Source organism: Geomonas sp. (genome assembly GCF_056994735.1).
In genome coordinates, this window is record NZ_JBXKJL010000173.1 from 1 (window position 1) to 12,465 (window position 12,465).

A 12,465-nucleotide genomic window follows, 5' to 3' on the forward strand; every position below is an offset into this window, starting at 1 on the left:
CCCTCGGTTGCGTACCGCCTGAGCAGCGCGCGCACCAGGGAAGACTTCCCGGTCCCCCTGGTACCCCACAAAAGGACGTTGTTGGCAGGAAGACCGGCCAGGAACTGCTGGGTATTTTCCTCGAGCACGTTTTTTTGCTTTTCGATCCCGAGCAGGTCCTCGAGCTTGATCCCCTCGATGCTCTCAATCGGCTCCAGGGAACCTGCGAAAGAATGGCGCTTCCAGTTGGCCGCGTGACAAGTGCTCCAGTCAATCCTGGGAATAGGCTTCGGGAGCAGGTACTCGGCAGCCTCGAGCACCCTCTTCAACTGACTCACAAGTTCGGCATCCAGTTCCACCACACTCTCCTTTCCTGCTATTTGAGCTTGGCCACCTTAGGGTCGATCTCTCTCATCAGATCGTCATAAGCGACAAGAGACTTGATGCGCGGGCCATTCTTCTTCACCGTGTCATCGAACAGTTTGAATTTACCGTTGAAAGCCTGCGCCCTGTTTCTGAGAGCAGTGGTGCTCTCGGCGAGAAAGCCTTTATCCTTCTTGTCATCCGCACTTTTAAGGAGTGACTTGGTCTTTGCCCAGTATTCTCCGGAGGAACCGACATAGTGGTTCAGACTCTCCAGGAAAGAAAGCGAGGACGAGGTCAACTCGGAAGTAGTCACCAGCCGTTCCTGGACATCCATCATCCCCTTCAGGAGTTCCGTGTCGGCAAAACGGACCAGGTCGGAAACCTCCTGGGGATTCAATTCCTTGGCAGGATCAAGCGCGTCGGTCCGGGAAAGGAACTGCTGGGAAGTGACCAGGTACTTGTTGATCGATACAGATGCCGCACCCAGGGAGAGAGCTGCGTTGGCCACGAACTTGGTGAACACGGAGGCCTGACCGGCGTACGGGATCGGCAGCACCTTGGCGAAACCGGCGGCGACGGAGCCGGCGGAGAGGTATTTGTTGTATCCCGCCACGTTGGCAGACATCCACTTAACGTAGCCTTCGAAGTCAGCAAGGCCTTGCCTCTGGGTGCGGATGTCGGCGGCAATTTCCTTCAGTCGCTTGCAATTCCTCGCGGCAAGATCGGTCGAGGTGATGCTGCAGGACTCGAGAAGCTTGAGCTTCTCCTTCAGCTGGGTGTTCTCCTTGACCAGTGATGCGGCATCCTCTACGGGTGCAGCGGCGGCAGGTGCGGAAGGCGTAGTTTCTGCGAGGACGGCCGACGAGAAGAGGCCGGGAAAGAGGAGCGAAGCAGCAACAACAGTGCGAAGTCTCAAGGTATTACCTCCATACATTAACGCAGTTAAACAGGCTCAACATACAGGAATCAGTGGGAGTAGACAAGGCAAAATCGGAGGAAATGGCTGAGGAGAGGGGGCAGCGTCCCCCTCTCCCTCCGGGAGAGGGTGCCCGAAGGGCGGGTGAGGGAAGCCATAAGAAGGTTGAGAGGCCGGTCGGGCAGAAGCCCTCACCCTGCCCTCCCGCAGGGCGAGGGGGGAATTCACCATTCACCATTCACCATTCAACATTCACCATTCACCCTTCACCCTTCACCGTATTTGACACCACTAGGTCGACGTGTAAAATTGGGCAATGGATTTAAGCCCCGGTCAAATCCCCTGCCGTCTCAGCACGAGCCACACCTGCCTAAGAAGGAGCTGCACTGGCTCCTCTTCTCTTATCAACACCGGCCGTGAAAGTACCAGGCTCACAATCAAACCCGTGAAAGGAGAAAGACCATGATGACGTACCAGGCGAAAGACTACAAGAAGCTCATCGGCATGGAAGGATTCAGTGAGACCCTGCTCAAGAACCACTTCACCCTTTACGAGGGGTACGTGAAGAATACGAACACGCTGAATGAGACGCTGACGAACATGCGCAAAGAAGGGAAAGGGGCGAGCCCGGAATATGCTGAGCTGAAGCGGCGCTTCGGGTGGGAGTTCAACGGCATGAGGCTGCACGAATACTACTTCGAGAACCTGGGTGGGAAAACCCAGCTGAACCAGGAAGGGAAGCTGGGAGCCAGGATGCGCCAGGATTTCGGCAGTTATGACGACTGGATGACGGATTTCAAAGCCACCGGCGCCATGCGCGGGATCGGGTGGACGGTCCTTTACCAGGACGTGACCAACGGCACCCTGCTGAACTTCTGGATCAACGAGCACGACGCCGGGCATCCCGCCGGCTGCACACCCCTTCTGATCATGGACGTCTTCGAGCACGCCTTCCTGACCGACTACGGTCTCAAGAGAGCCGACTACATCGGCGCCTTCTTCAAAAATATCGACTGGAACTGCATCGAGCAGCGGATGAAGATGTAGCGGCAGATTCACTTTGCCGACGGAAAGGCCTCCAATGGGGGCCTTTTTTCGTCTCAAGAGAGGGAGAAGGTTTCTGGCGCTGGCACCTTCATTTGAATGTTGTCAGGACAATGGTTGTACAATATACTGGCTCAATCATTACAAGGAGTCACCAATGCCCGTCACCAGTGTTCCGAAAACCGAGCGTATAGATGTCCGCGCCAACGTAGGGGTAAAGCGGCTGTTGCAAGAGGCCGCCCGAGCCTGCCACAAGAGCGTCAGTGAATTCCTTCTGGATGCAGGCATAACCGCTGCCAACCAGGCCCTGGCTGACCGTCAGCGCTTTTCTCTTAACGAGGAAGAATGGGAGGCATTCCAGGAGGCTTTGGATCAGCCCATCAAACCTCGCCCCCACCTCACACGCCTGCTGACCGAAAAAGGCCTTCTCGATTGAAACCAGCCCGGTATGAAGAGGTACGGAGGCTCGCAGCGCATGACAGCGTCGAGGACTTTGACTGCGGCCATCCGGCACTGAACCAGTTCCTGCAGCGCTACGCGCTCATCAACCAAAAGACCAGAAGCTCGCAGACCTATGTCTGCTGCCACCAAGGGAAGGTAGCCGGGTTTTACAGTCTTGCCGTCGGCAGCGTCCAACCCGCTGTCGCACCGGCACGAGTGATAAAAGGACTGGCAAGGCATCCAGTACCTGTCATGATCCTTGCACGTCTGGCCGTCGACAAAGATCATCAAGGTAGCGGGCTTGGTCGTGCCCTTCTCAAAGATGCACTGCTGCGAACGGCGCAGGCCGCCGACATTGCAGGAATACGCGCCATTCTTGTCCATGCGAAAGACGAACCGGCTCGGAAGTGGTATATGGGTTTCAACTTTGAACCCAGCCCGACCGACCCGTACCACCTCTACCTCCTCATGAAGGATCTCGACAAAATCCTCCAGAAGACCACCCACAGCAGGCCGACCAAATAAGGCGCATCGGCCGGCAAACGGCAAAATTCGAAGGCCCTCCAAACGTGGAGGGCCTTCGTTATTGGAGCAACAAGACCGCGCAAACGGTCACTCGGGTCGGGGGAAGGGAAGTCCATGGCGGTCAGGGGCGTGCTATTCCAGCGTAACTCTCCCGCAACTGGAAACGACTACGGTATTGGCTGTTGCCCCCCCCAGGCGGATGGCTACGCTACTGGCTGGGGGATCGAGTGGATGACCCGCCGGGGTTTCCAGACGGGCGGTGCCATCGGCATTGAACTTGACGTTGACGCTGGCCCTGGAGGCATCACCGGCGCCACTGGTCATGGATACGCCTGCCGCCACGGTTATCCACTCCTGGATCACGGTCCCCCAACCGTTGTCCGGCGTCCCGTAGCCCCGGGTCCCCTTCACCACCTGGTACCGCCCCGAGACAGGTTCCAACCGCACCATGTGCTGGTAGTTCGTTGACATGGCCCTGCTCCTGGCTATGCGCAGGGCGTCGTAAACACCTCTCGCCCCCCGGGCCGAGTTGTGGCGGTTACGCCACTGCATGAAATCCAGGGTGGCCATGGTGGCGAGCACCATGATGATTCCCCCGACCACGAGGAGCTCCACCGTGGTGAACCCTCGCGAAAAGCTCACCGGTGCTCTGTTGTCCGCTCCGCTCGTCATCGTGCAACGCTCCTCTCTCCTGCAAACCAGGGCCATCTGCAGATCACAGTGCTGCCGGCATCCATGGCTCCATCCTACTTTTGCCGCCAATAAAGGGTCAGCACGCTCCCACCCTTCTTCGGATCGAGCCCGGCTACGATGCCTCCGACGCCGATCACCCCCCGCGTGCCGCCGCCGGGGTTGACGAGGACGACCATCCCCGAGGCGATTCCGGGTCCGAGTTCCGTCGACCGGTCGCTGCGCTGCAGGATCTGCCCGGGAACGGTCCGGGCCAGTGGGTTGGTGGTCAGTATGCTGTCGTTGCTGGTGTCGAAGTTCATCACCGCCGTGGCGTTCTTGTAGCCCAGCGCGTAGACGCGGGAGATACCGAGGTTGCCGGGCCTGCAAGGGTCAGTGGACGGTGCCGCATTCGGCGTGAAGGTGGTGAAGTAAGCGACCTTGTTGAAGACCGTAGGTGAGGCCAGTACCTTCTCCCCGGCGCGCTGATTCAGGCTCAGGTACCAGCCGTGGCTGGCGTTGAGCGCGGCAGTGATGCCGGCAACCGAGTCGGCGCCGCTCGCCTCGGTCGTGGTCTGAATGGAATCGCTGGTCAGGTCAGCCAGGTCAGCCTCGTCCAAGTCGTCGGAAGTGCTCTGCCCGGTGTCCTTGAGGGCATAGAAACCGTCGACGAGGTTCTGGTCCCTGTTGAGCGGATGTTCCCGGTCGCCGGAGCCGATAAACAGCATGGTATAGCCCGGCTCCACCACCACCGAGGGCTTGTAGAAGAACTTCTTGCCCGCAGCCGTTCCCGAGTTGAGGTTGAACAACCTGATCCCGCGCCAGTTTGCGACGGCTGAATCCCCCACCCTGAACTTCCAGACGCCTCCTCCGGTGTCCACGGCGTACAGGGTGTCGGCGTAACCGTTGTTGTCCCGGTCGACTGCCGCGATTTCAGCGGGAAATGAGTACTTCAGCAGCGGACTGGTAGAGGAGGCGGGGGGAGCCTGGTAACGCTCGCTGCCGGCGCCGTAGACATAGCCCCAGATCCTGGCGCCGCTGTTGGTGAAGACGGGGACACCGCCAGTGCCAAGGGAGGCGATCTCGATGGCATAGACACCCCTCCCCCTGGGGTTACGCAGCGCCGTGGCCTCCGTCGATCCGCCGCTGGCCACGTTGCCGTTACCCACATCCGCCAAGGCGACCGCATCGGCGTCGGTGAAGTACGAATTGTTGCCATATCGCGTGTCTTCGTGGATGTTGTCGTATCCAGCACCCACAAAGGCGACGATCTTGGTCCCCCCGTCGATACGCATCCTGACCAACTTCGGCTCGCTCCAGGTCTCCGCCAGCTCCTCGAATCCCGAGGTCTGGTTGCTGATGCGCCAAAGAAGTCTTGGGGCTGCGGGGTCCGACACGTCCAGGGCGTAATAGGAGCCGGAGGTCGGTGCGGCGTCGGACCCTCCGCCGCGGCGCTCGCCGAAGATCAGGATCACCTTGTCGCCGTTGGAGGGCGAAAGGTTGCCGTCGTTCCCGCTGTCGTAGATGTAGGCGGAAGGGGTCGAGTCGAGGTAGTAGGCGTGCTCCCCCTCGGATAGGTACTTCAGATTGCCGAGGAGGTCGCGCGGGACGAAGGCCCAGGCCTCGCCGCCGTCGCAGTCCCTGATGGCATGGAACATCCCGTCGTTGGCCCCCACGTAGATCATGGACTTGTTGATGCTGCAGTCCGCTTCGTTGCTCGCGGAAAATGGATAGGAGGCGTAGCTGACCACGAGCGGGCGGGAATGGAGGATGTCCCCCACGATCCAGCCGGAGGGAGCGGTCAGGCTCGCCCCCCTCTTCTCGGTGGTGTTGCCGTTGCCGTTTTCATCGAAGGCGTCGTAGCCGTGAACGAAGCGGATCAGACGGTCTTTGGCCGCCGCATCCGCCACCCCCAGAAGGCCCGCACTGATGGCGCTGTTGGCGGTGCTGAGGGCATTGCTGGCATCGGTCAGGTCGCTACTGGTCCCGGTGTAGGTGTAGATCCTCCTCGAGTTGGTGCCGAGGTCCCTATGGACCAGCACCTCCCCGGCCCCGCCCACCTCCACGAAGCCGGCGTCGCTGGAGCTGTTCCAGAAGGAAGAGGACGAGCTGCGGAATGAGCCGCTGAGCGCTCCGGACGGCAGCCTCGCCCCGTCGACGTCGTCGCTGCCGTCGCCGTCGATGTCCGTGTAGCAGGCCAGGGCGCGGTTGCGGTCGGTCAGGGCATTGACGCTGTTGACCCCCAACTTCTTCAGGTTGCCGTACCAGTACTTTTCCGACCGGGGCTTGAAAAAGGCCATGTAGAGGCGGCTTCCGCTGAAGGCGCGGTTTTCGGGGCTGACCGGCACGACCGGTGCCACGAAAGAGGTGTCGGTCTCCAGCATGATCTTGGTGATGACATCGAACAGGGCGGCTGCCAGCTCGTTGGCGTTGTAGACGTTGTGGTACTCCCCCCGGCCGTGGCTGTCATCGGCCGCCCGCCTGACCAGGACGTCGTCGGCCTGGAAGGCCAGTATGGTGTCGGTCGAGACGGGCGCTGCGCCGCTTGGGGGAGTTTCGTACAGGTACTTGGCCACGTCGTCCAGGTAATGGCTCCCCAGGCCGTAGCCTACCGCTTCAGCCCCGTCTCCGTCCAGGTCCCCGACGGTGCTGGCGAGCTGAGGGCTGTCATCCTTGTTGCTGAGGCCGTTGGTGATGACAATCACGTGGTTCTTGTCACAACCGTACCTGCTCGGTGAGGGCATGGCGGCCTGACCCGAGATCGGCAGATAGCTTCCCCGGAAGTAGTACCCTGCATCGAGAAGCGCCTCTGCCTGTGGCCTGGCGGTCTGGCTGGAGAGCACGGGTTCACCGGTGACGGTGCCGTTACCATCATCTCCCGGCAGCAGGCTCAGGAAGGTGTTGAAGTCGGCGTCATTGCTGAGGTTGCCCACCTGGTAGACCACCTTCCCCCCCTTGTTGTTCACGCCGTACACCATGGCCCCGAAATTCACTGCGTAGCGCGCGCCCCCTACCACCGTTTTCAAGGCGTCATAGATGACCCTGCGCTGGGTAACTCCGGAGGAGGCGACCGATGACATGGTGTAGTTCAGGAAGTTGCCCAAGGCGTAGGTCGCCCCCTTGCCGCTGAAATCGCAGACCGCCTTTCCCGCGCCTGCGCTTCCGGTCCCCTTCTTGAGGTTGGGATTGTTCTCGCTGGCCGAACCGACGTAGGTGCCGCTGCTGCGCAGGGTGGCGGCCGCGATGTTGCCGTTGTTGCTACAGGTTACGTTGCCTAGGTTGCCGTCGGGGTTGTCGACCAGGGACGTGGTGGAGAAGTCCCCCTGCTGTCCCGCCGCGTACACCGAGTACCTCTGATAGGTGCAGGCCGCATAGCTGACACAGTAATCGACAGCCGGATCATATTTGCTCCCGGAGGCGGAGTTGAGGGTGGCATTGCTGTTGTCGATGAGGAGGAGGATATTGGGCCGGATGTGGTTGGCAAAGGCACTGTAGATGGCGGCGTCGCCCAGGAAGCGGTCGGGACCGGCCTGCGCCGGCGCCCCCTGGCACAGCGCTACCATGGCCAGCAGGAACAGGGATTTCTTCATCGACGGTCTCCGTTCACAGAAACTCCGGTTATTTCGGCACCACCCTGGCTATCTGGGACTCGATCTCCAGGTGGGAGTGGTCGGGACCGTCGGCTATCACGGAGATCAGGTAGAAGTGGGCGTTGAATCCCCCCCCTCCGCCCAGGCCCGCATCGACCTCGGTCCCCTGGCCGGGGGGGACCGACCCGGCGCCCAGATACTCGACCTTGATGTTGGCAGTCCCCTGCGGCTGTGTCCTGGTCAGGGGATACTTGTAGATCGTCATCTGGTTGTAGTCGTGATATGCCGTGTTGGGTGTCGTGCTCGGGGACCCATCATCGCGCAGAAGCACCCCTTCCTCGGGGCGAGGCCAGGCCGTCGCCGAGGAAGGGATTAGCGCAGCGTAGATGGCCGCGTCGGCCTGCGCGAACTCCAGGGCGGCGCTGGCCATATAGAAGGCATCGCCGTCGTTTTTGATGCTTGCCGTGATCTGCAGGTCGCTGGTGGTCGAACTGAGCACCGTCATCCCGAGGATGCTGAGCATCAGCAGCACCACCATCACCAGGATGAGCGCCACCCCCCCTTCCCTGCGCATCCTGGCCGGGTCAATCAGCATGGCTGTCATCTCCTGTTTCTCAGCTTCACCACGGTGGCGACGGCCCTGGACCTGGGGCCCGCCGACGCCACCGTCCTGGTGGTCGTTCCCTGAAGCGTGATGCGGACCGCCCTGACCCGCTCCAGGTCCGAAGGAACCCTCGACTCCGCGTATCCGTCATGGAGGTAGGAGAAACGGAGGGAGGAGATGTTGGTGGCGATGATGTCGGCGGGGCCCGACGGGCCGTTGACCTGCCGGACCAGGCACTTGTGGTTGACGGGGCAGCGGTAGTCGTTGACCTGGACGCCGCCGTTAACCAGGTAGTAGGCGACGGTCATGGGGTAAACGGAGCTGTCGGCCACCTTGGCGATAAGGTCGCCGGAGTTGACCACGTCGTCGGCCAGGAAGGTTGATCCGTCGGACTTGCGGATGGTGATGCTTGGGAAAGAGGTGCCGAACACGCCCCGGTCGGGATTGCCGGCGGTCTCGTCAACCACCAGGGTGCGGGTCCCGCCCAGGGGTTCGCTGGCGTCGAAGGGGCGGATCAGCCGCACGTGGTCGCCGGGCGCGAAGGCGTCCACCACGTTGGGGCCAGTGGCGGAGGCCGGGGGCTCGACGCTCAGGGTGATGGTGTCCGGCGTCCCGGAGACGGCGAAGTTGTTGTCAGGCGGGTTGTCTATTTCCACCCTGGCAAAGCGCCCGGCGGCGGAAGCGGTGTTTATCATGATGCTCGTGGAATAGGTGGGAAAGGGAGGTGTTCCTGAGGCCGAGGCGATGGGGGCGCCGGTCCCCGGCGGTATCAGGACGCCCGCCATCTTCAGGTCCCGGGTCAGGTAATCGAGCGCCACCCTGAGGTTTTGCTGCACTTCAAGCACCTCCCCCTGGGAATAGGCGGCTTTCTGGTTGGCGGTGTAGGTGGTATAGATGGCGGCAGCTACCAGCCCCATCATCCCCACCACCACCAGGAGCTCGATGAGGGTCACCCCACCTTCCTTCCGCCAGGGCAGCCCCATCAGAACACCTTCCTGAAGCCGGAGATCAAGACGGTATTGATGGGCCAGCTCCGGCTGCCGGGCCTGGGGGAGAGTGCCTCGCTGACGGCGATGTCCACCCGGGTCGATCCCCGCACCGGGGTATGTACCGTGGTGCTGTAGGTGATCCTGAAGGTGCCGCCGCCGGCCATGCTGACGTTGTCGGCGTAGGTGACATCGGCGGCACTGGTGTTCAGTCTCGCATCCTCAGGTTCCCAGGCCATGATGTCCTCCATGGCTTGCTTGGCCAGCTCCGTGGCGACCATTATCTTGTGCGAGGTCGATGCGTTAGACAGGGAGACGGTTTGCATGGTGGCCACCGCGAAGAGCCCCACCGACAGCACTGTCATGGCGATGAGCAGCTCGACCAGGGAAAATCCCCGGCAGCCGGTAGGTGGTAGCTTCAGTCTCATCTCGTGTCGCTCCCATCCGGGGCCTTGACCGTGCCGCGGTTTCGGCTGGAGGGTGGCCGTAGGCCGGGGCTCCCTTGCCGGGAGATCGTCCGGCCGGGAGTGCGGATCCAACTTTTAATTAAAGACGGGTAAAGTATAGCAGATCACGTTCCTGGATCAACACCCGGGCGCCCTGTTCCCCGGCCCTACGTGAAAGCCGCCCCCCCTTCTGGTATACTGTCACTCCGTTTGTGGACGACGCCGACCTCCTCCCGAGACGGAGAATGCCATGACTACCGAGGTAATCCTGAATTTCAGAGACAGGCGGAAGCTGAGGACCTCGCTCTGCGCCCCCTTCAGACCCGACCAGAACGAGATCAGCATTCACCTGTCAGCCACCCAGAAGCGCAGTGTCCCCCTGGACGAGCTCTGCTACATCGGGCTGGTGGGCCCAGGCTCCCACGGTCCGGAAAGCGCGACCGATGCTCCTCCGGAGGAGGTGGAACTGGTAACAGGGGAGCGGCTGATGCTGCGCATCAGGCATGACCAGGTCTTCGACAAAGGCTTCTTCGGCCTCTCTTCCGACAAGTCGGTTCCCTTCGAGCGGCTTTTCATCATCTCGTCGGCGGTGAGCCCCCCAGACCCGGGGCGCCTTGCCGCGGGGCCCGGTGCCCGTCCTGCTGGAGAGAAAGTCCCGGAGCTGGTCGGCGCAGGTGGCCCAGGCGGCGCCCGTGATCCCGAGAAGGTCTGGTCGCAGATCATGGACTGCTACAAGGAGGAGCAGTCAAAGCATCTCACCAACCAGAACGCGAGGGTGGGCGATATCCTGATCACCGAGGGGCTGGTGACCAAAGAGCAGGTTGAGATGGCCATGCAGGGGAGCGGGAAGAAGAAGATCGGCGCGGTGCTCATGGAACGGGGCCTGGTCTCGGAGGACCAACTCCTCGCCGCGCTGGCGGAGAAGTTCGGCATTCCCTTCCTCGACCTGACCGACGTCCACCCGAGCCGCAGGGCACTGGAGGCGCTTCCCAGGAACCTGGTAAACCAGATGCACGTCCTGCCCCTTGAACTGGAGGGGAAGAAGTTGGTTGTGGCGACCTCCGAGCCTACCGACAGCACCATCTCCGACAGTCTGAGGTTCATCACCAACTACAACATCGAGCTGGTCATCGCCGGGGCCCGCCAGATCTCGGCGGCCATAGAGCGTTTTTACAACATGCCGGGTGAGTCGATCGAGGCGGTGATCAGTGAAATGGAGGAGGAACAGCTCGTCGTGGTCGAGCAGCCCGAGGAGGTCGAGTACATAGAGCCCGACTCCAAGGTGATCCTGCTGGTGAACAGGATCCTCCTCGAGGCCTACGCCAGCAACGCCTCCGACATCCACTTCGAGCCCGAGCTGGAAAAGGGTCCCCTTTCGGTAAGGTACAGGATCGACGGGGAGTGCGTGCTGTCCCACGAGATCCCGGCCGTGCATAAGGCGGCGGTGGTGGCGAGGCTCAAGATCATGGCCAAGCTCGACATTGCCGAACGCAGAAAGCCGCAAAGCGGCAAGATCTTCCTCCTTTACGACAATCGCAAGCTCGAGTACCGGTTGGAGATCACGCCGACCGTGGAGGGACATGAGGACGCGGTGCTGAGGCTCCTGACCGGGGTGAAACCCCTTTCGCTTGACGAGATGGGGTTCACGGACGACAACCTGGCCAAGTTCAAGGAACTGCTCAAGAAGCCTTACGGCATCGTACTCTGTGCAGGACCCACCGGATCGGGAAAAACCACCACCCTCCATTCCGCACTTGCCACCATCAACTCGCCGCAGCGCAAGATCTGGACGGCCGAGGATCCGGTGGAGATCATCCAGAAGGGGCTCAGGCAAGTGCAGGTCAATCACAAGATCGGCTTCAACTTTGCCGATGCCATGCGCTCCTTCCTGCGCGCCGACCCCGACGTCATCATGATCGGTGAGATGAGGGACGCGGAGACCTCCCAAACCGCCATCGCGGCATCGTTAACCGGCCACCTGGTCTTCAGCACGCTGCACACCAACACCGCGCCCGAAACCGTGGCGAGGCTGCTGGAGATGGGGATAGATCCCTTCAACTTCTCCGACGCAATGCTGGGGATCATCGCCCAGCGCCTCACCCGCAAGCTCTGCGACCACTGCAAGGTGCCCTATCGGCCGACCGGGGAGGAGTATGAGGAGATGGTGGTTCACTACGGTCCCGTATGGTTCAAGGCGCATGGGCTGCCGGATCGGCCGGACGGCCTGCAGCTTATGAGAAGGAAAGGATGCGAAAAGTGCAACGGGACCGGCTACAGGGGGAGGATCGCGCTGCATGAACTCCTGGTCAACTCCCCTGCCCTGAAAAGGGCGATCAAGAGGAACGCACCGGTTGAGGAGTTGAGAGAGCTTTCCCTGCAGGAAGGGGGCAGGACGCTGAAGATGGATGGCATAGAGAAGATTCTCGGGGGGGTAACCGACCTACAGCAGGTCCTGAAAGTCTGCATCCTCTGATCCCTCCCGCGAGGCAGGCGGAAAGGGGCAAAAGGAGGAAGCTGCCGGTGGCGGTTTCCCGCCTCAGGAACCCGGGGCTGCGGCAACCGGAACCGGAGGTGTGAAGAGTGAGATTTTCAACAGCCGAAAGCATGAAAAAGGGGCCAGCTTGTAACAGCTGGCCCCTCGTTATTTCTCTGGTGCCGGAGGTCGGGATCGAACCGACACGGGGTCACCCCCGCTGGATTTTGAGTCCAGTGCGTCTACCAATTTCACCACTCCGGCTGAAACGTCACGGGAGTATAGCGAAAGGCTCATTTCAGGTCAAGGATGAAAATGAAATTTTAATGGGGAAAAAAGGGTTGACACCGATCTGCCGGTTTGCTATAAACAGGACTCCTTTGATGGGGCTGTAGCTCAGTTGGGAGAGCGCTTGAATGGCATTCA

At 61.1% G+C, this 12,465-nt stretch carries 11 protein-coding genes and 1 tRNA gene; 4 read left to right on the top strand and 8 right to left on the bottom strand.

Annotated features, from left to right (window positions below; genetic code table 11):
* Both AC11W3_RS08060 and AC11W3_RS08065 read right to left on the bottom strand, forming a co-directional pair.
* Window positions 1–338, bottom strand: a 338-nt coding sequence (locus tag AC11W3_RS08060; RefSeq protein WP_484092782.1) for a DUF815 domain-containing protein, incomplete at its 3' end; no start/stop codon positions are given.
* A 17-nt stretch (window positions 339–355) separates the two neighbouring features.
* Window positions 356–1,261, bottom strand: a complete 906-nt coding sequence (locus AC11W3_RS08065) for a hypothetical protein (protein ID WP_484090232.1) — start codon at window positions 1,259–1,261, stop codon at window positions 356–358.
* A 465-nt stretch (window positions 1,262–1,726) separates the two neighbouring features.
* Here AC11W3_RS08065 and AC11W3_RS08070 point away from each other — a divergent pair, with 465 nt between their 5' ends.
* The 3 genes from AC11W3_RS08070 to AC11W3_RS08080 all read left to right on the top strand — a co-directional run bounded on the left by AC11W3_RS08070 (window position 1,727) and on the right by AC11W3_RS08080 (window position 3,271).
* Complete coding sequence (locus AC11W3_RS08070) at window positions 1,727–2,308, top strand: superoxide dismutase (RefSeq protein WP_484090305.1); 582 nt, start codon at window positions 1,727–1,729, stop codon at window positions 2,306–2,308.
* A 154-nt stretch (window positions 2,309–2,462) separates the two neighbouring features.
* Window positions 2,463–2,741 (top strand): type II toxin-antitoxin system TacA family antitoxin, encoded by a 279-nt coding sequence (locus AC11W3_RS08075; RefSeq protein ID WP_484090233.1) that lies wholly within the window; start codon window positions 2,463–2,465, stop codon window positions 2,739–2,741.
* On the top strand, window positions 2,738–3,271 hold the full coding sequence (locus AC11W3_RS08080) for a GNAT family N-acetyltransferase (RefSeq protein ID WP_484090234.1): 534 nt from the start codon (window positions 2,738–2,740) through the stop codon (window positions 3,269–3,271). The genes AC11W3_RS08075 and AC11W3_RS08080 overlap by 4 nt, the downstream gene beginning before the upstream one ends.
* A gap of 132 nt (window positions 3,272–3,403) precedes the next feature.
* Here AC11W3_RS08080 and AC11W3_RS08085 read toward each other — a convergent pair whose 3' ends face one another.
* The 5 genes from AC11W3_RS08085 to AC11W3_RS08105 form a co-directional block, all read right to left on the bottom strand.
* Entirely contained in the window at window positions 3,404–3,943 is a 540-nt protein-coding gene (locus AC11W3_RS08085) for a pilus assembly FimT family protein (RefSeq protein WP_484090235.1), read from the bottom strand.
* 74 nt (window positions 3,944–4,017) lie between these two features.
* Window positions 4,018–7,530, bottom strand: coding sequence for a pilus assembly protein (locus AC11W3_RS08090; RefSeq protein ID WP_484092783.1), 3,513 nt, complete (start codon window positions 7,528–7,530; stop codon window positions 4,018–4,020).
* Between the two features lie 28 nt (window positions 7,531–7,558).
* Window positions 7,559–8,125 carry a pilus assembly PilX family protein gene (locus tag AC11W3_RS08095; protein ID WP_484090237.1) on the bottom strand — a complete coding sequence of 189 codons (567 nt, stop codon included), beginning with the start codon at window positions 8,123–8,125 and terminating at the stop codon, window positions 7,559–7,561.
* 5 nt (window positions 8,126–8,130) lie between these two features.
* Window positions 8,131–9,117, bottom strand: coding sequence for a PilW family protein (locus tag AC11W3_RS08100; RefSeq protein WP_484092784.1), 987 nt, complete (start codon window positions 9,115–9,117; stop codon window positions 8,131–8,133).
* Entirely contained in the window at window positions 9,117–9,548 is a 432-nt protein-coding gene (locus AC11W3_RS08105) for a type IV pilus modification PilV family protein (protein WP_484092785.1), read from the bottom strand. Before AC11W3_RS08105 ends, AC11W3_RS08100 begins: the two co-directional genes overlap by 1 nt.
* Window positions 9,549–9,816: 268 nt before the next feature.
* Here AC11W3_RS08105 and AC11W3_RS08110 point away from each other — a divergent pair, with 268 nt between their 5' ends.
* Window positions 9,817–12,039 carry a GspE/PulE family protein gene (locus AC11W3_RS08110; protein ID WP_484092786.1) on the top strand — a complete coding sequence of 741 codons (2,223 nt, stop codon included), beginning with the start codon at window positions 9,817–9,819 and terminating at the stop codon, window positions 12,037–12,039.
* 177 nt (window positions 12,040–12,216) lie between these two features.
* Here the strand turns inward: AC11W3_RS08110 and AC11W3_RS08115 are convergent.
* A tRNA-Leu gene (locus tag AC11W3_RS08115) sits at window positions 12,217–12,303 on the bottom strand.
* Between the last annotated feature and the right edge of the window lie 162 nt (window positions 12,304–12,465).

Bases quoted from the DNA above. Each gene is read 5' to 3' on its own strand.
- AC11W3_RS08075 (WP_484090233.1), top strand. From the start codon at position 2,463: ATGCCCGTCACCAGTGTTCCGAAAACCGAGCGTATAGATGTCCGCGCC.
- AC11W3_RS08105 (WP_484092785.1), bottom strand. From the start codon at position 9,548: ATGAGACTGAAGCTACCACCTACCGGCTGCCGGGGATTTTCCCTGGTC.
- AC11W3_RS08095 (WP_484090237.1), bottom strand. From the start codon at position 8,125: ATGCTGATTGACCCGGCCAGGATGCGCAGGGAAGGGGGGGTGGCGCTC.
- AC11W3_RS08100 (WP_484092784.1), bottom strand. From the start codon at position 9,117: ATGGGGCTGCCCTGGCGGAAGGAAGGTGGGGTGACCCTCATCGAGCTC.
- AC11W3_RS08110 (WP_484092786.1), top strand. From the start codon at position 9,817: ATGACTACCGAGGTAATCCTGAATTTCAGAGACAGGCGGAAGCTGAGG.
- AC11W3_RS08090 (WP_484092783.1), bottom strand. From the start codon at position 7,530: ATGAAGAAATCCCTGTTCCTGCTGGCCATGGTAGCGCTGTGCCAGGGG.
- AC11W3_RS08070 (WP_484090305.1), top strand. From the start codon at position 1,727: ATGACGTACCAGGCGAAAGACTACAAGAAGCTCATCGGCATGGAAGGA.
- AC11W3_RS08085 (WP_484090235.1), bottom strand. From the start codon at position 3,943: ATGACGAGCGGAGCGGACAACAGAGCACCGGTGAGCTTTTCGCGAGGG.